We start from the raw sequence: 19,784 nt of genomic DNA, 5'->3' as shown, positions 1-19,784 counted from the left end.
TCAAAGGCGATCATACATGGAAAAAATTACTACCGATATCTGCATTATAGGCGCGGGACCTGTTGGTTTATTTGCTGTTTTTGAAGCCGGGCTGCTAAAAATGCGCTGCCATCTTATCGATGTGCTGCCACAGGTTGGCGGCCAGCTTTCCGAAATTTATCCGCATAAACCTATTTATGATATTCCCGGTTATCCTGATGTTACCGCACAGCAACTGGTGGATAATTTGATGCTGCAAATAGCCCCGTTTCACCCCACCTTTAGTTTGGGCGAGCGGGTAGAAAACCTGCAACGCAATGATGACGGATCTTATAATATCATAACCAACGACGGCACAACCGTTCATTGCCAGGTAGTAGTAATTGCCGGCGGCCTTGGCTGTTTTGAACCCCGCAAACCGGAAATTGACCGCCTTACAGATTTTGAGGGAAAAGGCGTAGCCTACATGGTGAAAAATCCCGAACATTTCCGTGATAAAAAAGTGGTACTTGCAGGTGGCGGCGATTCTGCCCTTGACTGGGCCATCTTTCTGAGCAACATAGCCGAACGGGTTACCCTCGTCCATCGGGGGGATACTTTCCGCGGAGCTCCCGATAGTGCCGAAAAGGTATTTGAACTGGCCAGGGAAGGCAAGATCGACCTGGTCCTTAAGTCAAACGTAGTTGCCTTAACCGGCGATGACCGCCTCCAGGAGATTACCCTGCTTGACCGGGACCAGCAGGTAAGCCATATTGAAGCCGATCACCTCATTCCTTTATTTGGCCTTAGCCCTAAGCTTGGCCCTATTGCCGACTGGGGTTTGAATATCGACAGATCGGCCATCGCGGTAAATACAGTTGATTACAGCACCAATATTGAGCGCATTTATGCCATTGGCGATATCAATACCTACCCGGGTAAGCTTAAGCTGATACTCTGCGGTTTTCATGAAAGTGCGTTAATGGCCCAAAGTGCTTTCAAATATGTTTACCCCGAGCAAAAACTGAGTTTTAAATACACCACCGTTTACGGTGTAAGCGCTTTTTAGCCATGATAAATTTAACCATAATTGACCGCGGCGGAGGCAGCAGGGCCGTTGAAATTCCGGAAGGCATAAACCTGAGCCTGATGGAAGTACTGAAGGCATCTGAGTACGATATACTGGCCACCTGCGGTGGTATGGCGCTTTGTGCCACCTGTCACGTACAGGTGATAGAAGGTCCCGAGGAATATTTTACTGCTACGGATACCGAGCTCGATGTATTGGATACGCTACCCTACGCTCCACCTGCAAGCAGACTGGCCTGCCAGATCAGGATCTCTGAAGATATGGATGGGATGGTATTTAAGCTTGTGGGAGAGGAATAAGCCGAAAGTCTTGAGTTCTAAGAAGCTGTTTAAGAATGAAGAATATTAATTGCCGTTGGTTTTAACCAACGGATTAAGAGCCGAAAACTCCTGGCTTTAGCCTAATTATGCAAGCGGATTTGGGCTGAAGCCCTCTTATTGTGAATGCTTTATTCCGTTGGTTAAAACCAACGGCAATGAAGTTTTATCTACCTGTAAACGATATGCGTCGATATTTAAACAGTTTCTTAGTTTTAAGCCGGATAAAAAAATTTGCGTGCTTATTCCCAAAAAACGCAAAAGCGTTTTTATTGCCTACTTTATTTAACCCGTTTTAACAGCTTCTGAGTAAAACATAAAACGGCCCGGACAAGCCGGGCCGTTTACTATATCCTAACAGAAAGATCAATTAATGACCCTGCTCATGTACTTCTTCTTCCCTGAACAGTTTCGCGCTAAAATAGTCGTTGTTCATACGGGCAATGTTAGTCAATTTAATTTCCTTAGGGCACTCGGCTTCGCAGGCACCGGTGTTGGTACAGCTGCCAAAACCTTCTTCGTCCATCTGGGCAACCATTGATTGTACACGGCGATAGCGCTCCGGCTGACCTTGAGGTAACAAGCCCAACTGAGTGATCTTAGCCGATACGAACAACATAGCCGAGGCATTTTTACAGGCAGCAACGCAGGCTCCGCAACCAATACAGGTAGCCGAGTTAAAAGCTTCATCAGCAATAACTTTAGGGATTGGGATAGCATTACCATCAGGTACACCACCGGTGTTCACTGAAACATAACCACCAGCTTGCTGGATCCTGTCAAAAGCAGAGCGGTCAACCGCTAAATCTTTTACGATAGGGAATGCTTCAGCGCGCCATGGCTCAATGGTGATAGTTTCACCATCGTGGAAGGTACGCATGTGCAGCTGGCAGGTAGTGATACCGCGTTTTGGCCCGTGCGGGTGACCATTGATATATAATGAACACATACCGCAAATACCTTCGCGGCAGTCGTGGTCAAAGTTAATTGGCTCATCGCCTTTGTGGGTCAGGCTTTCGTTAACCACGTCGAGCATTTCAAGGAACGACATGTCGGGCGAAATATTTTCGGCTTTGTAGCTTACGAATTTACCCGCGGTTTGAGCATTTTTTTGACGCCATACTTTAAGCGTCAGGTTCATATTTCCGTTACTCATCTTTGTTTTAGATTTGAGTTATCGTTGTTTTTGTTGATTGGGAGAATGGTTGATTAAGAGAGTGGTTTTTGTTGGATAGGAAACCTAATCAACTACTCACCTAATCAACCATTCACTAACTATGCGTAATTACGTTGTGATAAATGAACTGCTTCAAATGTCAGCTGTTCTTTATGTAACTCTTCCGGCTGATTTTCCCCTTTAAACTCCCAGGCAGCAACAAACGCAAAGTTTTCGTCATCACGAAGCGCTTCACCATCTGCAGTTTGTGATTCAACCCTGAAGTGGCCACCGCATGATTCTTTACGCATTAAAGCGTCATCGATCATCAGCTCGCCAAGTTCGATAAAGTCGGCCACGCGACCAGCTCTTTCTAACGAAGCGTTCACTTCTTCGTTTTCGCCGGTTACGATAGCGTTTTTCCAGAAATCGGCTTTCAATGCCTGGATCAAACCTTTGGCTTTTTTCAGGCCTTCTTCGGTACGGGCCATACCGCAATATTCCCACATAATGTGGCCAAGCTCGCGGTGGTATTCGTTAGTGGTTTTAGTTCCTTTTAATGACAGCAATTTGTTTACGTGGGCAATTACGTCCTGCTTGGTTTTTTCAAACGCCGGGTGGCTGGTATCAACCTTTTTAGGGCCAATCTTAGCCAGGTAATCGCCAAGGGTATAAGGGATCACGAAATAACCATCAGATAAACCCTGCATCAGTGCAGATGCACCAAGGCGGTTAGCACCGTGATCGGAGAAGTTACACTCACCTAAAGCATATAAGCCAGGGATAGTAGTGCTCAGGTTATAATCAACCCAAAGGCCACCCATGGTATAGTGAACCGCGGGGTAAATACGCATTGGTTGTTTGTATGGGTTCTCGTCGGTGATCTGGATGTACATATCAAACAGGTTACCGTATTTAGCTTTAACGGTTTCTTCGCCCAGGCGTTTAATAGCATCGGCAAAGTCAAGGAATACTGCAAAACCCGAGCCGCCTACGCCTCTGCCTTCTTCAACCATTTCTTTAGCGTTACGTGATGCCACGTCGCGCGGAACAAGGTTACCGAAAGCAGGATATTTACGTTCAAGGAAATAATCGCGATCATCTTCTTTAACCTGGTCTGCTTTCAATGTGCCTTTGCGCAATTGCTCGGCAATTTCAACAGTTTTTGGAGCCCATACCCTACCGTCGTTACGCAGCGATTCAGACATCAGTGTTAACTTAGACTGGTGATCACCGGTTACCGGGATACAGGTTGGGTGAATTTGAGTATAGCAAGGGTTACCGAAGAAAGCGCCACGTTTGTGTGCCCTCCAGGCTGCCGTTACATTTGAGCCTATAGCGTTTGTTGACAGGTAGAATACGTTGCTGTAACCACCGGTACATAATAATACCGCGTGGCCTGCATGCGTATCGATAGCGCCGGTAAGCATGTTACGGGTAACAATGCCTTTGGCATGGCCATCTATAGTTACCACGTCAAGCATTTCGTGACGGGTGTACATTTTTACTTTACCAGCGTGGATCTGGCGGTTAAGCGCAGAGTAAGCGCCTAATAAAAGCTGCTGTCCTGTCTGGCCCCTCGCGTAAAATGTACGCGACACCTGCGAACCTCCGAATGAACGGTTATCCAGCAAGCCGCCGTATTCGCGGGCGAAAGGTACACCTTGTGCAACGCACTGGTCAATGATGTTAACCGAAACCTCCGCCAAACGGTGAACGTTGGCTTCACGGGCGCGGTAATCACCGCCTTTAATGGTATCGTAAAATAAACGGAAAACGCTGTCACCGTCATTCTGATAATTTTTAGCGGCATTGATACCACCCTGTGCAGCAATAGAGTGTGCACGGCGTGGGCTGTCCTGGAAACAAAATGCCTTAACGTTGTAACCCAGCTCGCCTAAAGTGGCAGCTGCCGAAGCGCCTGCCAAACCGGTACCTACAATGATGATATCGTATTTACGCTTGTTGGCGGGGTTAACCAGCTTCAGATCAAATTTATGCTTGCTCCATTTTTCGGCTAATGGGCCTTGAGGAATTTTAGCATCTAATGTCATCTCTTCTTTGTATTTATGTTTGTGGCTTTTGGCCAGCTAACTTAGTGAGCTCCCTGGGTTGATAAATAGTAATAATAAACCGGCATGGCGGCAAAAAGCAGCGGAATGATAACTGCAAACAGCCATGTACCAATAAAGTAAACTACCGGTGTATATTTACGGTGTACCCAGCCCAGCGTACGGAACGCGCTCTGGAAACCATGTAACAAGTGAAATGCTACAGCGCCCATGGCTATTACGTAAAATATAACGTAGATAATGTTGCTGAAACTGTAAGCAACACGCGCGTGCAGGTCTTTTACCCTTACAACTTCCACATTGTTTTCGGTCGATACCGAGTGGCTGAATTCGGCATTGGCCGGGGTGTAATCGCTAACTTTTGTTTCGCCGGTTGCCAGGTCGGTACGGTACTCTTTAAAGCCCATGGTTTTGTCGTTATGATAACGGAACCAGAAATCGCCCATGTGGATAACGATGAACAGGAACAGAACTGAACCCAGCAGGCCCATGTTTTTTGATGACCATGAAGCATCAGATTTTGCCGCTACCGCATAACGTACAGGGCGGGCTTTACGGTTCTTGACAGTCAGGATCAAACCGTATAGTGCATGCACTAAAATGGAAAGGTACAACAGGTATGCTATAACTTCAATAGGCGGAAAATGCGTAAGGAAGTTGGCATACACGTTAAAACTGAAACCGTTATCGTTGTTAAACAACAACAGGTTGCCGCCTACGTGCACAATTAAAAAGGTACACAGAAACAAGCCTGTTAAAGCCATGATCAGCTTTTTGCCCAGCGACGAGTTTAAGGTTTGTTTGAATTCGCTCATTATGAATTGGATTTATTAGGCAAAAGTATTTATTAAATAACAAAACATAGAAGAGGTTTTGGCTTATTGGAGACCAAAAAGCTATTTAGAATCAATCTAAAATAATACCCTGGTATTCAACATCCAAATACAATACGATGACAGGGAAATTGATGAATTTAGTGCATTTTGGAGATAAAAATCAGGCTATGGCAACAACTTTATCTTTCAAAACAGCAAAGATCTTGTCGTTTTGAAGGCTCCGGATAGCTACCCGCCCGGTAAATTTTCCGAAGGATGGTAAAATTCCCTGTTTATTGCCGAAGGCAAAGCAAGGCAATGTAATGCTTTGACGTGCCCGGCCGCTTAAGTTTACCCCCGGGTGGATATGCCCGCAAAAAACGTAACCCGCTGCCTGCTTGTCGTCAGCAAGCGGATGGTGCATCATGAGGAAGGGGCCGATCAACAATTCATCGTGCAGTTCGATATTCAGGTTATGATAATGCTTATCTGCAATGATATCATGGTTGCCGCGGACCAGGATGATCTGTAACGCGGGGAACTGGCTGCGCCAAAGGATAAACCAATCCCAATCGTTATTCATATCGCTGTGGAACAGATCGCCCAAAAAAATTAACTTTTCCGGCTTGTGTTCATAAATAAGATCGGAAAGTACAGCCAGGTCGCTTTGCTCCATATCCCTTGGTATTGCTATGCCGGCTTTACGGAAATGGCCCACTTTGCCCAAATGCACATCGGCAATTATCAGGGCGCTTTGCTGCTGCCAGTAAATAGCTTTTTGTGGTAATAATAAAAGATCCTGCCCCAGCAGGTTAAAAGGAGTAGCCGCACTTATCATCAAGGCAAAGTTAATAAATTGCAGATACTTTAAATTTGGCGAAGGCAAATTGAAGTGACCAACAGGAGTAGAAAATATTATGCCCTGTTGGTCAGCAGTCGGGATGTTATTTACGTGATTCGTTCTTTTTGATCACCTTCAATGTATTTACATGTTTCTGTAATTGTTCCACAGTAGCCTCAAGGTTTTTTTGTCTTTTTTCGCTCTCTATTAAATAAAGCGTTAGCTCTTCTATTTTTTGGGTAAGTATTTTATTGGTTTCTCCCAAATCTAATCCTTTCTCCGTGATTTCCTTAGCAGACTGTATCCCCGGCAAATGATGGTTTTGCTCAATGTATTTTTCCAGGGAGCTCAACGACTGAATTTTGTATTCCTTTTCGAAGACATAGTCGGGCCAATCGTTAAGGTCTACTAAAACTGACTTGGAATGTATAGTGCCATTTACATCAAGTTTATTATGTGGAGAGGTGGTTCCTATGCCTACATTCCCGGCTAAAGCATTGATATAGCTGTTGGCACCATTGCCCGAAAGGTTTGTATTAATTGTATAGGTGCCATTTCCCGAGCATAGTTGAAGATATACCCCGCCCGTAGTTTTGCTTCCCCGGAAGAAACGGATATAAGCATTGCTAACAGTATCAGATGGAACGGGATTAATGTCTACCAAGGTGTTACCGCTTAACGAAGCTTTATTAAGTACAAATTGATTGGTTACATCAAGAATATCGGTATAAGAAGTGGAGGTGGAATTGGAACTTATACGCATCCCGTTACCCGCTATATGTAAAGGCCGTACAGGTGATGTAGTTCCAATACCGACGTTTCCGGTTGCGGGAAATGTATTCTGACTAAATGTTTTAAATGAGATTAATATCGCTAAAAGCGAGAAAAAGAGTGTTTTTTTCATTGTGATAACGTTCGGGTTTTGTTTTTATTCCTGATATAAAAGTAATTAAAATATGCAGTTATAAAGCGAAATAAAAATTAATGAATAAAAATTAAAAATTGGTGTAACCTGTTTAAAAAACATGTGGTCATAGCTTACAAATACACCGCAATGGCGTATTTACAGAGAGAAAAAACAATATTAACTTAATTAAAAAAAACAAATATTATGGGCGCAGGTGAATTGGGCGTATTAGCAGGAATTATAATACCCCTCAGCTTATTCGCAATGATCTTCGGGATCGTTTACTTAAACAAACGGGAGAAATTAGCTATGATTGAACGAAACATGGATCCGAGGAGTTATAAACCGCAATCGGCTCCTTACCAAAATTTAAAATGGGGCTTACTGCTTATTGGTTCGGGTATCGGGCTATTTTTGGCCTACGTTTTAAACCGTGGCATATTCAATAGCTTTGACGATGATGTTTTCTTTTTGTACGTAGCATTGATCGCTATTTTTGGAGGGGCAGGTTTGTTCTTATCATACCGCATCGAGAAAAGAGAAGTGCTGGATAAAGAAGAATTGCACAAAGAAAAATAAGAAAACAGCTACGGCTTCTCTTCTACCCTCGCAAATCGCGAAGCTCAGACTTACGAAGTTTAAAAACCTCGTAAGTCTTTATATTTAAATACCTTACGAGGTGCGATATAAATATCTTATCCTATTCCGTACCGCTCTTTAAATAAATTTAAATGGTGGCGCTCATGCCCGGCCAGCATAAATACAAATGCGGCAACGGTAAACAAATGGTTGCTGGCAATACCGTTACGATTTAGCTGCTCATCGCTGAATGCTTTAATCATATACAGATTGCCCTTGCGCAAAGCTCTAAATTCTTCGGCCAAATCTTTTATGTTTTGGCTGTTGAAATCGGTATTGTTAACGTAAATATCCTGATCAAAACCGGGCAGTTCAACATGGTTGCGCGAAAATACCAGGGCCCTGTAAGCAAAAGTACGTTCGGTATCAATCATGTGTCCCAAAGCCTGCTTAACAGTCCATTTACCGGGAGCGTAGGCATACAAAGCTTCTTCATTGGTTAAATTGCTTAATAGTTGGTAGCTGCTGTCCATTTGCTGTTCAAGCATGTTAATTACATCATTGTCGCCAACAAGGCCCACATATCCCGCTGCAAATGGCGAATAATCACCTGGTTTTGGTTTTGTTATCATTGCGCGTGTTTTTTAGTACTATCCTGAAGGTTGTTCCTTTACCTATTTCCGAATCTTTTACAAAGATTTGCCCGTTGTGATAGTTTTCTACTATACGTTTAGTAAGCGAAAGCCCCAGTCCCCATCCCCGCTTGCGGGTGGTATAACCGGGTTGAAAAACAGTATCAAATTTAGAACGAGGGATGCCTTTACCGGTGTCGGTAATGTCAATAAAAATCTGGTTTTTTACCTTATTGCCGCTGATTTCAACCTTAATACTGCCCTTGCCCTCGATAGCGTTAACGGCATTTTTTAATATGTTTTCTATCACCCAATCAAACAGCGGAACATTCAGACCGGCCTTTAGGTGAGGGTTGCCGATAAGTTCAAAACTGATGTTTTTACTTACCCTTACTTTAAAATAATCAACAAAATCTTTAACTACAGCATATACACCATGCTCTTCTAATACAGATTTGGAGCCTATTTTTGAAAAGCGATCGGCCACTATTTCAAGACGCTTTACATCGTTTTCCATTTCGGCAATCAGTACATCGTCTTCAGCATTAAACTTCTCCTTCATCAGCTCAATCCAGGCAATTAGCGATGATATAGGTGTCCCCAGCTGGTGGGCTGTTTCTTTGGCTAAGCCAACCCAAACCTGGTCCTGCTCCGACTTTCGGGACGAACTGAAGGCGGTATAGGCCATCAGTAAAAATATAGCAATTACGGTAAGCTGAATATAAGGGAACAAACGTAATTGTGTAAGTAGCGCTGAATCTTTATAGTAAACAAAGTTTTCTTCGCCCAAAACCTGGAGCTTAATGGGAGGATGCTGACCCTTCATATAGGCGAGCTCTTCTTTAAAGTAAGCCGGATCGTATTTTTTCCTCTTGTTGTTTTCGGCTTCCAGCTTAATAAAAGTCTTTGTAGTGTCTAAGCCACGCTGTAAAACTATTTCGCCTTTTCCATCAGTTACAATGGCGGGGACGGTAAGACTATCGCGCACGGCTATTACATAGTTTAAAAAGTCATTATCATCTGAGGCAAGAATCTGGCGCATACTTATGGCCCAAACCTGGGCCCTGGTACGTTCCGAACGTTCAATGTTTTTTACCAGGTAACGGGTATAAAGTAATGAGCCAATTGCAATTACCACGGCAAATGCAAGAAGTAAATATTTCCAACGTTTTTTCTGTTGATATGGGTTCATGCTGGGCACAGCTCAAATAACGTAAAATTGCTCTGTAAAATATAATTTTTTGTTGTGGAGAGATTGTCCATAGCCCATAGTCGATAGTCCATGGTATGTTTCAAGTATCACCATGGACTATCAACCATCGACTAATAACCATAGCCACGCTTAAATAATACTATGAACTATCGACTATGGACTATGGACTTTCCCTCTTATCTTTGCCCCCATCATGACCGATAAAAAAGTAAGAGTCCGTTTTGCGCCAAGCCCTACCGGTGGTTTACACCTTGGCGGTGTGCGCACCGTGTTGTTTAACTATTTATACGCCAAAAAACATGGCGGTGATTTTGTTTTGCGAATTGAGGATACCGACCAAACCCGCTACGTGGAAGGTGCCGAAGAATATATTTTAGATTGTCTTAAATGGTGCGGCCTTCACCCAGACGAAAGCCCGGTTGCCGGTGGCCCTTACGCGCCATATCGCCAAAGCGAGCGTAAACCACTTTACCGCGAATATGCCGAACGCCTGGTTATGGAAGGGCATGCTTATTATGCCTTTGATACCGCCGAAGAGCTGGACAAAAACCGGAAGGAGATCCCCAATTTTCAGTACGGCCTGACCTATCGCCATACCCTAAGAAACTCGCTTTCATTGCCTCAGCACGAGGTTGATGCCTTGCTTGATGCAGGTACGCCGCATGTGATCCGCATTAAAATGCCGGAGGGCGAAACCGTGAGTTTCAATGATATGATTCGCGGATATGTGAGCTTTGAAACCGGCCTGGTTGATGATAAAGTGTTATTAAAAGCCGATGGCATGCCCACTTATCACCTGGCCGTTGTAGTTGACGATTACCTGATGAAGATCACGCATGCTTTTCGCGGCGAAGAATGGCTGCCTTCGGCGCCGGTACATTTGCTGCTTTGGGAATATCTGGGCTGGAAGGCCGACATGCCCCAATGGGCACACCTGCCGCTGATTTTGAAACCGGATGGTCACGGTAAACTGAGCAAACGTGATGGAGCCCGACTGGGTTTCCCGGTGTATGCCATGAACTGGTTTGATGCAAAAACAGGCGAGTTGACGCCGGGTTTCCGTGAATTAGGTTTTTTACCGGAAGCTTTCCTGAACCTGCTGGCAACTTTGGGCTGGAACGACGGTACCGAGCAGGAGATTTTTACGCTTGACAAGTTGATAGAAAAATTCTCGATAGAGCGCGTTAACAAATCGGGCGCCAAGTTTGATTTTGAGAAAGCCAAATGGTTCAATGCCGAGTGGATTAAGAGGTCTGAAGTCGAAAGTCTGAAGTCAGGTGTTATAAAAGTATTTGCTGATAAGGGTGTTACTGTTGCCGATAATGAATACCTGACTAAGGTTATCACTTTAATCAAAGATCGCGTTGTATTACTTCCTGATTTTTACCAGCAGGCAGGCTTCTTTTTTGAGCAGCCTAAGGAGTATGACCTTAACGCGGTAAAACCTAAATGGACTGATGCCAAAACAGCGTTTTATCATGCGTTTATCGCCTTGCTAAATAATGAGACGGCTATTGAAGCGCACGACCTGGAAGCTAAATTCAAAGCACTTGCAGAAGAAAAAGGCTTAAAAGTTGGCGATGTAATGCTGCCTTTCCGCATTATGCTGGTTGGCGGCAAGTTTGGTCCACATGTATTTGATATTGTCGCCCTGCTTGGTAAAGAAGAAACCATCAGCAGGATTGAAAAGGCCTTGGTGGAGTTTACCCCCCCCGCCCCCTAAAGGGGGTGCTTACTTACACAGGCTCTTTCGGGAGCTCAAGAATTTATGTCATTGCGAGCGATAGCGTGGCAATCTCGTAGCTAATGCTTCTTCAATATGCATAGCTACGAGATTGCCGCGTCGCCCCATACGCTTTAGTCCAGGCCGCTCCTCGCAATGGCATATTATATTTATACCACCAACTTCACCAACCTCTCCCCTTCCAAAACAGGAATGGCAGTTGTCAAATCAACCTGTAAACAAAACTCGATATCTTTTTCGATGCCCAATTTTTTAAGGCGTTCGCCGTGCGATGTTTTCTTGAGATACGCATTGATATCGTTTTTCCCAACCTGGAAAAGATCGTTAGCGGCTAAGGCTGCATCGTCCAGTAAAAATCCTTTATCTTTTAACTGCTCAATTACGGCACCGGCAAACAGGGTATCCTCCAAATTGAAATTGTTTTTCCAGCCGGCACACACCAGCAGCACATTTTCGTTTTGGGTATTAAGCCAGTTGCTTAAAGCGGAAAGGTTCAGGAACGAACCAATAACAATTTTTTTTGCGCTGCGCGATAAATGCAGTGCATGTGTGCCGTTGGTAGTGGTTAACACTATTGTTTTACCGGCAACCTTTTCTTTAGTATATGAAAATGGCGAGTTGCCAAAATCAAAACCATCAACTACCGATCCGTCGCGCTCGGCGGCAAGAAGGTAATCCAGCCCTTTCTCTCTATACGCGGCACACTCCTCAACTTGTGATACCGGTATAATAGCCTCAGCACCGTTTTCAATACCATAACATATAGATGATGTTGCCCTGAAAATATCAATAACCACTACAATATAATCCTCCACATTAAAAAGTGGCAGTAATGCAGGGGTTAGGCAAACGTGTGCCCCCCGGCCCCCTAAAGGGGGAGTTAGAGTAATTGTATTTTCAGACATTTGTGTTTAATTAATTTAGAAAACTTTGAAGGTAGTTCCCCCTTTAGGGGGTTAGGGGGCTTTATAAAACGGAGGTTTTACAATCTGCGCTTTAATTTTATTATCCCTGATGCTGATATAAATCTCGGTGCCTTCTTTGGCAAACGCTGTATCCACATAACCCATACCAATAGCTTTTTGCAACGATGGGGATTGCGTGCCTGAAGTTACTTTACCTATAGTATTGCCATCAGCGTCAACTATAAGATAGTCATGGCGGGGAATGCCGCGGTCAATCATTTCAAAACCTACCAGTTTGCGGCTTACACCAGCTTGTTTTTGGGCTTGCAGGGCTTCGGCATTGGTAAATTCTTTATTGAATTTGGTTACCCAGCCTAAACCGGCTTCAAGCGGTGAGGTGTTATCATCAATGTCGTTACCATATAGACAGAAACCCATTTCCAAACGTAAGGTATCACGTGCGCCCAAACCAATTGGCTTAATACCAAAAGGCTCGCCGGCTTTGAAAATTGCATCCCAGATCTGCTCCGCATATTGGTTTTCAAAATAGATCTCGAAGCCGCCTGCACCGGTATAGCCTGTAGCTGATATCAATACATTGTCAACACCTGCAAAAGTTCCTTTTTTAAAGGTGTAGTATTCCATCGATACCAAATCTACCTCGGTAAGGCTTTGTAAAGCTTCGGCAGCTTTGGGACCCTGGATAGCCAGCAGTGATGTACGGTCGGATATGTTTTTCATATCTACACCCTTGGTATTGTATTTGGAGATCCAGTCCCAGTCTTTTTCAATATTTGAAGCGTTAACCACCAGCATATAGGTTTTTTCGTCGATCCGGTAAACCAGCAGATCGTCAACAATACCACCGTTTTCATTCGGCAGGCATGAGTACTGCACTTTGCCATCGTATAGTTTTGAGGCGTCGTTACTGGTAACCCGCTGAATCAGATCAAGCGCGTTCTCTCCTTTTAAAATGAATTCGCCCATGTGGCTTACGTCAAAAACACCAACGGCCTTGCGCACGGTTTCGTGTTCGGCGTTAATGCCTGTGTATTGAACGGGCATGTTGTAACCGGCAAATGGAACCATTTTGGCACCGGCTTTTACGTGGATATCGGTTAATGCGGTATTCTTCATCGTCAACTTAAATATTGGCCGCAAAGGTAACTATTATGAAGCGTAATCGGTACCCGTTGATTGGTTTGATTTTTTGGGGATTACACCGATTGATTTTTGATTTCATCGATTACACTGATTTTTTTCTGAACCGTGATTTATAGGATTGAAGGATTACCCTGGTAGCAGGTAACAAAAACAGCCTCCTCACGTCCCCTCAGGGTCTCTCGCAGAGGACCCTGAGGCTTACCGCGTTCAAGAGTCAGAACAACGAGCCAGCATGGCGTATACATCAGGGTCCTCTGCGAGAGACCCTGATGGGACGTTAGTTATAAAAATATCCTTTGCCCCAGCGGGCAAAACAACACACCTTGCTGATTAAACGACAAAACAGTTTTGTGGGGTAACTCAGGGTGCGAGAGATCATGAGGGGACGTTAAACAAAAAAGCCGGTTAACGTTGCGTTAACCGGCTTGAGCTATAAGTTAGCTACTTTATACTTTTTTAAGCGTTTCCATCAGTACCGGAATTTTTGGCACTTTTGGGTACGACTGGAATAATTTACCATACTTATCATAAATAGCGATATATGGAGTTGTTTGTACACTATAAAATTTTTGTACCAGGTAGGTATAACCTTCGGTGCCGATAGTAATGTTATGGTATTTGGCCAGGTCAAAATCGCGCTGAAAAGTTTGGATCCCTTTAAGCATAGGCATAAAAGTGATCATCACTATCTGTACATTTTTTAATTTGGGCAGCTCGGGTTTCAGATCATACATCAGGTGCTGGCAATGGCTGCAATCGGGCGAAAAATAGATCACCATTACCGGTTTGTTTTTTTTCAGGTTGGCAGGAGTAACGTAAACACTGTCTGTAGTGAGGATGTGATATGGCGGCAAGCCGGAATTAGCAGGTGGCGTTTGTGCCTGGCTGCACCCGGCGGCAATAATCAGACAAAGCAGTAAATACAGTTTCTTCATTATTTTAATTAGCATTTAATAAGCATAGTTACAACATTTTTAGCTTTCAAGCAATTCAATTTGCCAGGCAACATGCTCCTCAGTTACCGGGAATAACGCATTTTCGCGCACGGTATGATATACGGCATCAAATATGCCATTATAATTACCTTTGGGTGACTTTATCCATTCCACGGTCTTCTGCCCGTCGGCACCCATAAGCACCAGTTTACCGTCGCTGCCTTCGGGCTCGATGCCAAAACCTTCGTCGGTAGGCATCATGTCGGCATCAAGCTGTGCTTCCTGTACATCGGTACGCATTTTTACAAAGCTGCCTAATGTGCCATGTACCACAAAGCCATAAGTATGCTCGGCAATGAGCAACCCCGAGGTTAGGTATACGTTAAGCTGATTAGGATATTTAAGGTGGATATTGAAATAATCATCAACCTGCGAGTTTGGCCTGAATGCAGCGGTAGTTTTTTCATAGCTCAATGGCCTGCCAAAGATACTGATAGCATTATCAACTAAATGCGCGCCAAGGTCATAGGTAAGGCCGCCGCCCGGAACGCCCGCTGTTTCTTTAAATTGTTTTGCACCGATGGGCATGCGGTACCTGTCCAGCCTGAAATGAACCTCGATCAACTCACCTAACCTGCCGCTTTCAATCACCTCCTTTACCGAAAGGAAACCGCTGTCATAACGGCGGTTTTGATAGATCATCACTTTCAAATCAAGTTTTTTACCCAAATCATACAGCGCTTTCACCTCGCTTGAAGTTACGGCTGCGGGTTTTTCAATCAGTACATGTTTACCTGCATTTAGAGCTTGTACAGCATAATCAAAGTGGGTGTTGTTAGGGGTATTAACAATGATGAGCTCTATTTCCTCGTCATTCAGCAGCTGGTCGATGCTATCATAGCTCATCACATCCGGGTATTTTTTGCCGGCTTTTTTTTCATGGCGCTCAACCACGGCCTTAAAAGTAAAGCCCGGATTGGTAGTTAAAAACGGGGCATGAAAAATCCGTCCCGACATTCCATAGGCCATGAGGCCGGTTACTATTGGTTTCGACATATTAAAGTAGATTTTGCTGTGTTAAAAGTATCGTTTTAGCTACACCTGTACAAGGGAATTAAACAGAAAAAGGGAGATTGTTACATCTCCCTTTTTCTGTCTTGAATTAATCAATAGCTGATTACTTCATGCCTTTTTGAATAGCTTCAATCTCGGCTAAATGGTGTTGGATAACAGGTAATGTTTTAGCTGCAAAGGCTTTAAGGTCGGCATCTTTGCAGTTTTTTGAAGCATCTTCAAACAATGATTCAACTTTTTTATGGCCTTTAACCATAGCATCAACATAGTCTTTGTCAAAATCAGCGCCTGTTTTGGCTGCCAGGTCGGCTTTCATTTTCTGATGCTCATCATCAGGTGCCGATGGCAGGGTAATGTTTTTGGTTTTGGCTATGGCCATTAGTTCGTCGTTTGCTTTACTGTGGTCAGTAACCATCATTTTAGCAAAATCTTTTACTTTGGCATTGGTTGCCTTTTCGCTGGCCAACTGGCCAACGGCAACTTCGGCTAAGCCGGCATTTGCCGCTTCGGTTGCAAATTTTGCATCATCGGCAGTAACGGCAATGCCTGTAGCACCGGTAGTAGTTGTGTCTTTTACTTTGTTGGCACTGTCGGCAGTGTCAGTTGTTGCAGCTGCTGTGCTATCGCCGCTGCCGCTTTTTGCTCCGCCTTTACAGGCCTGGAATGATAATGCCGCCAGGGCCATCATCGCAATTAAACTTAACTTTTTCATAGTAGTGTTTATGTATTTGTTTTTACAGTTAACATTTTTTAGTTAATTAAGTTTGATTTTCTTATTTGTAAAATAAGAAACAACAGGTAATTGGGGTGCCGTTTGTTAATATTTAGTTTTTAATAAATATTTAACATTTGTTTAAAAGCACTTTTATAAGTTGTGGTTTATAATAACGCGACTAAATTATACCTGATATGTTAATAGGATCATTGTTTTTGGGCAAAGTGCATGAGGTTAACGGGCAGTGGATAGAGACCAAATTTGTGGTTATTGGCATTCCGCTGTTCCCAACCAGCTCCATGCTGGTAACCCGGTCGGCCTGGCGAAGCCGCAATGGGTTTAATATCCCGCTCAACCATCAAAGCATCATTGCAGGCTACGCCCGCATGTTTTCGGTGATCATAGCCTTTATTGCTTTCATCTTCTTTTTTAGCGAAAGGGATTCAACCGCTTTGTTAATCGGGGCCATTGGCCTGACCCTGTGGTTGTATTTTTATTTTGTATTTGGCAGCGCCGATACGGCAGAAGCGGAGGAACGAAAAAAAATGGGCGACCTCACCGGTCTGTACATCAAACCGGAGTGGCTTAGCTATGATGATGCCTACCGGATCTATGATCGCCTCGAAAAAAAATACCGGGCAGAGTTTGACGGGGCCGACTGGCTCAACGATCTGCAGCAAAATGAAATAGCGCCGGCCAAGCTTCCATTGCTGTATGCGCTTTCGCGATTCAATTATTCTTTAGGTGCCACCGAATGCAATAAAAAATTGTTTGAAAAGGCGGATAGTTTATACTTGTGATACAGGTTTTTGCGTTTATTTGCTTAAACCTTATTGACCATGAAAAACCTGATCATCGCCTTGTTAATGATAACGGCAGGCACAGCATCTGCACAGCAAAAGTTTAACCCTATTTTGAAGAGACAGCTTGACAGTGTATTAGCACTTGATCAGAAATATCGCGAGATCCTAACTTATCTGATGGATCCGAGCAAAAAGGATTCGGTGTTGAAAACTTTACCGGTTAAACCGGAAGAAGCAACAGGCCATTACTGGAAGCTTCAGAGCCAGGCCGATTCGACCAATTTGATTTTTATCGAGAATGTGTTTAACAAGTACGGTTACCCCGGCAAAACGCTTGTTGGCGAACCAACTAATGAAGCTGCATGGTCGGTAGTGCAGCATTCCCCTAAAATAGATAAGTACCTGCCCGCGATAAAAACGGCTGCCGAAAACAAAGAACTGCCTTTCAGGTTGTACGCCATGATGCTCGACAGGCAGCTGATGTATGAAGGTAAAGAGCAAATCTACGGTTCGCAGGCTACGTCAAAGCCAATGCGCAACGGCCAAAAAATTGGCTATTATGTGTGGCCGATAAAAGACGCGGCAGGTGTAAATGAACGTCGTAAGCAAGCCGGTTTTGATCAAACTGTTGAACAGAATGCCAAAAGATTGGGGATTGATTATAAGGTTGTGAAAATTGAGGATGTGAAGTGGTAGCTGTATGAGTAGGATAAAATCAAGAAACGTTATATAAATATCAGTCTGCTCTGTTTGATCGTCCCAATTTTTTTCTTCGGTTTTGAATGGATTGCTAACCGTGTTGGTTATAAGTGTCAAGTACAAGACTTCTTGAAAACTGGTAAGAACCGCTTGTCTGGATTAGGTGCTAATCATTAAGTATTGTTTCAGTTCCGAATACTTCCTTTTTTATATGGCTTTCTTTTCATTAGCTTTATCTTATGTTTAATTGGCTCAAAAGAAAAAAGTCTATCTATAATAATTGGAATTTTGGAGATATAGCGGATTTTGATATGATTGAAAACCCCGACTCTCGCCAATTTGTTAATAAAGATGGTACCCGGGTAATATACGTTTCGGCACTTCACGTTAGTGGCGGCGATACTTTCTTAACTGATTCTTTCGCCGGTAAACCAACTATAGTGAAAAATGCCGATAGTTGGCAGTTAAAAGGGGCAAAGAAATCAAAAAATCAAATACTTGTATGTGTTATTTCTGTAAGCAAACAAGATGATATCGAGTGGGCAAATAATTTTTTTGATTCTATCGCTCCTCGTTAATAATCAAACTTATACACTACCGTAAATAATATTTTTATTCTACCTCTTCTTTCAACTTCGATACAATCAAATAATGAAATAGTATTCCTTTAAAAATCACGTCCCCTATCAAAAAGTTTACACCCTGCATTCCCCCGCATCATATAAAAACATAACTTTGCCCCTGCAAAATTTAATACCATGAGTTTCAGAACCGAACACGATACCATGGGCGAGGTACAGGTACCTGCCGACAAATACTGGGGAGCGCAAACCGAACGCTCACGCAATAATTTTAAAATTGGTCCGGAGGCGTCAATGCCAAAGGAAATTATCGACGCTTTCGCATACCTGAAAAAGGCTGCCGCTTTTACCAATACCGATTTAGGTGTTTTACCGGCAGAAAAACGCGACCTGATAGCACAGGTTTGCGACGAGATCCTAGCCGGCAAACTTGCTTCGGAGTTTCCGCTGGTGATCTGGCAAACTGGCTCGGGTACGCAATCAAACATGAACGTGAACGAGGTTGTTGCTAACCGTGCACACGTATTACAAGGCAATAAACTGGGCGAAGGCAAAACCTTTATTCACCCTAATGATGACGTGAACAAATCACAATCATCAAACGATACTTACCCAACAGCTATGCACATTGCGGCATACAAGATCCTGATTGATGTAACCATCCCCGGAATCGAAAAACTGCGCGATACCTTGCAGGCTAAGGTTGAGGCTTTCAAATCCGTAGTAAAAATTGGTCGTACCCATTTGATGGATGCTACCCCGCTTACCTTAGGCCAGGAGTTTTCAGGTTATGTTTCACAGTTGAACCACGGCTTAAAAGCATTGCGTAATACGCTTGATCACCTTTCAGAACTGGCCCTTGGTGGTACGGCTGTAGGTACAGGGATCAACACGCCTAAAGGTTATGATGTAAAAGTTGCTGAGTACATTGCCCAGTTTACCGGCTTGCCGTTCATCACAGCAGAAAATAAATTTGAAGCTCTTGCCGCTCATGATGCCATTGTTGAAAGTCATGGCGCGCTGAAACAAATTGCGGTTTCATTAATGAAAATTGCTAACGATATCAGGATGCTGGCTTCTGGCCCGCGTTCGGGTATTGGCGAGATCCATATTCCGGATAACGAACCAGGCTCATCAATTATGCCGGGTAAAGTTAACCCTACCCAAAACGAGGCTGTTACGATGGTAGCTGCACAGGTTATGGGGAATGATGTGGCTATCTCTATCGGCGGCTCAAACGGCCATTACGAGCTGAATGTATTTAAACCGGTTATGGCGGCGAACTTCCTGCAATCGGCAAGGTTAATAGGTGATGCCTGTGTGTCGTTCAATGATCATTGCGCAGTAGGCATTGAGCCTAATTATGATGGCATCAAAAAACACCTTGAAAATTCACTGATGCTGGTAACCGCGCTTAACCCGCACATTGGTTATGAAAACGCCGCCAAAATTGCCAAAACAGCTTTAAAAAGCGGCAGCTCACTGCGCGAAGCTGCTATCGGTTTAGGCTTACTAACCAACGAACAGTTTGACGAGTGGGTACGCCCCGAAAATATGATAGGCAGTTTGAAATAAGCCTCACCC

20 protein-coding genes are annotated in these 19,784 nt (G+C 43.8%); 8 read left to right on the top strand and 12 right to left on the bottom strand.

The features are described from left to right. Nucleotides 1-16 precede the first annotated feature (16 nt). Complete coding sequence (locus J3L18_RS28530) at nt 17-1,027, top strand: NAD(P)/FAD-dependent oxidoreductase (protein WP_129570805.1); 1,011 nt, start codon at nt 17-19, stop codon at nt 1,025-1,027. A gap of 2 nt (nt 1,028-1,029) precedes the next feature. After that, nucleotides 1,030-1,347 carry a 2Fe-2S iron-sulfur cluster-binding protein gene (locus tag J3L18_RS28525; protein WP_129570804.1) on the top strand — a complete coding sequence of 106 codons (318 nt, stop codon included), beginning with the start codon at nt 1,030-1,032 and terminating at the stop codon, nt 1,345-1,347. A gap of 388 nt (nt 1,348-1,735) precedes the next feature. On the opposite strand, the gene J3L18_RS28520 is transcribed toward J3L18_RS28525, so the two are convergent. The 5 genes from J3L18_RS28520 to J3L18_RS28500 form a co-directional block, all read right to left on the bottom strand. After that, entirely contained in the window at nt 1,736-2,521 is a 786-nt protein-coding gene (locus tag J3L18_RS28520; protein ID WP_091167597.1) for a succinate dehydrogenase/fumarate reductase iron-sulfur subunit, read from the bottom strand. 119 nt (nt 2,522-2,640) lie between these two features. Then, complete coding sequence (locus tag J3L18_RS28515) at nt 2,641-4,575, bottom strand: fumarate reductase/succinate dehydrogenase flavoprotein subunit (protein ID WP_129570803.1); 1,935 nt, start codon at nt 4,573-4,575, stop codon at nt 2,641-2,643. A gap of 41 nt (nt 4,576-4,616) precedes the next feature. Beyond that, nucleotides 4,617-5,408, bottom strand: coding sequence for a succinate dehydrogenase cytochrome b subunit (locus J3L18_RS28510; protein WP_090530615.1), 792 nt, complete (start codon nt 5,406-5,408; stop codon nt 4,617-4,619). 181 nt (nt 5,409-5,589) lie between these two features. Next, a complete protein-coding gene (gene pdeM / locus J3L18_RS28505) occupies nt 5,590-6,246 on the bottom strand; it encodes a ligase-associated DNA damage response endonuclease PdeM (RefSeq protein ID WP_129570802.1) in 657 nt (218 codons plus the stop codon). A 106-nt stretch (nt 6,247-6,352) separates the two neighbouring features. Then, on the bottom strand, nt 6,353-7,153 hold the full coding sequence (locus J3L18_RS28500; protein WP_129570801.1) for a hypothetical protein: 801 nt from the start codon (nt 7,151-7,153) through the stop codon (nt 6,353-6,355). Nucleotides 7,154-7,360: 207 nt separating this feature from the next. On the opposite strand from J3L18_RS28500, the gene J3L18_RS28495 reads away from it, so the two are divergent. Further along, on the top strand, nt 7,361-7,735 hold the full coding sequence (locus tag J3L18_RS28495; protein ID WP_091167589.1) for a DUF6249 domain-containing protein: 375 nt from the start codon (nt 7,361-7,363) through the stop codon (nt 7,733-7,735). Nucleotides 7,736-7,851: 116 nt separating this feature from the next. Here J3L18_RS28495 and J3L18_RS28490 read toward each other — a convergent pair whose 3' ends face one another. Beyond that, nucleotides 7,852-8,367, bottom strand: a complete 516-nt coding sequence (locus J3L18_RS28490; RefSeq protein ID WP_223266236.1) for a DinB family protein — start codon at nt 8,365-8,367, stop codon at nt 7,852-7,854. Next, on the bottom strand, nt 8,342-9,559 hold the full coding sequence (locus J3L18_RS28485) for a sensor histidine kinase (protein WP_129570800.1): 1,218 nt from the start codon (nt 9,557-9,559) through the stop codon (nt 8,342-8,344). The genes J3L18_RS28490 and J3L18_RS28485 overlap by 26 nt, the downstream gene beginning before the upstream one ends. A gap of 214 nt (nt 9,560-9,773) precedes the next feature. Here J3L18_RS28485 and gltX point away from each other — a divergent pair, with 214 nt between their 5' ends. Then, nucleotides 9,774-11,303: a glutamate--tRNA ligase gene (gltX, locus tag J3L18_RS28480; RefSeq protein WP_129570799.1), complete on the top strand. Its 1,530-nt coding sequence runs from the start codon at nt 9,774-9,776 to the stop codon at nt 11,301-11,303. Nucleotides 11,304-11,473: 170 nt separating this feature from the next. On the opposite strand, the gene J3L18_RS28475 is transcribed toward gltX, so the two are convergent. From J3L18_RS28475 to J3L18_RS28455, 5 genes are all read right to left on the bottom strand, one after another. Continuing rightward, entirely contained in the window at nt 11,474-12,229 is a 756-nt protein-coding gene (locus tag J3L18_RS28475; protein WP_091167578.1) for a 2-phosphosulfolactate phosphatase, read from the bottom strand. A gap of 51 nt (nt 12,230-12,280) precedes the next feature. After that, nucleotides 12,281-13,366 carry a glycine cleavage system aminomethyltransferase GcvT gene (gcvT, locus tag J3L18_RS28470; RefSeq protein WP_129570798.1) on the bottom strand — a complete coding sequence of 362 codons (1,086 nt, stop codon included), beginning with the start codon at nt 13,364-13,366 and terminating at the stop codon, nt 12,281-12,283. Nucleotides 13,367-13,839: 473 nt separating this feature from the next. Further along, entirely contained in the window at nt 13,840-14,328 is a 489-nt protein-coding gene (locus J3L18_RS28465; RefSeq protein ID WP_091167572.1) for a TlpA family protein disulfide reductase, read from the bottom strand. A 39-nt stretch (nt 14,329-14,367) separates the two neighbouring features. Continuing rightward, nucleotides 14,368-15,384 (bottom strand): Gfo/Idh/MocA family oxidoreductase, encoded by a 1,017-nt coding sequence (locus J3L18_RS28460; RefSeq protein ID WP_129570797.1) that lies wholly within the window; start codon nt 15,382-15,384, stop codon nt 14,368-14,370. A 121-nt stretch (nt 15,385-15,505) separates the two neighbouring features. Then, entirely contained in the window at nt 15,506-16,114 is a 609-nt protein-coding gene (locus tag J3L18_RS28455; RefSeq protein WP_090530637.1) for a DUF4142 domain-containing protein, read from the bottom strand. Nucleotides 16,115-16,311: 197 nt separating this feature from the next. Here J3L18_RS28455 and J3L18_RS28450 point away from each other — a divergent pair, with 197 nt between their 5' ends. From J3L18_RS28450 to fumC, 4 genes are all read left to right on the top strand, one after another. Continuing rightward, entirely contained in the window at nt 16,312-16,917 is a 606-nt protein-coding gene (locus tag J3L18_RS28450) for a hypothetical protein (protein ID WP_129570796.1), read from the top strand. A 39-nt stretch (nt 16,918-16,956) separates the two neighbouring features. Beyond that, nucleotides 16,957-17,616, top strand: a complete 660-nt coding sequence (locus J3L18_RS28445; protein WP_129570795.1) for a DUF6624 domain-containing protein — start codon at nt 16,957-16,959, stop codon at nt 17,614-17,616. Nucleotides 17,617-17,858: 242 nt separating this feature from the next. Continuing rightward, nucleotides 17,859-18,197, top strand: a complete 339-nt coding sequence (locus J3L18_RS28440; protein WP_129570794.1) for a hypothetical protein — start codon at nt 17,859-17,861, stop codon at nt 18,195-18,197. A gap of 180 nt (nt 18,198-18,377) precedes the next feature. Next, nucleotides 18,378-19,775 carry a class II fumarate hydratase gene (gene fumC / locus J3L18_RS28435; RefSeq protein ID WP_129570793.1) on the top strand — a complete coding sequence of 466 codons (1,398 nt, stop codon included), beginning with the start codon at nt 18,378-18,380 and terminating at the stop codon, nt 19,773-19,775. Nucleotides 19,776-19,784: the final 9 nt, after the last annotated feature.

The organism is Mucilaginibacter gossypii (genome assembly GCF_017569325.2).
Lineage (GTDB): Bacteria > Bacteroidota > Bacteroidia > Sphingobacteriales > Sphingobacteriaceae > Mucilaginibacter > Mucilaginibacter gossypii.
Note: the sequence above shows the minus strand (reverse complement) of the source record. Positions and strands in the feature narration are given on the sequence as shown.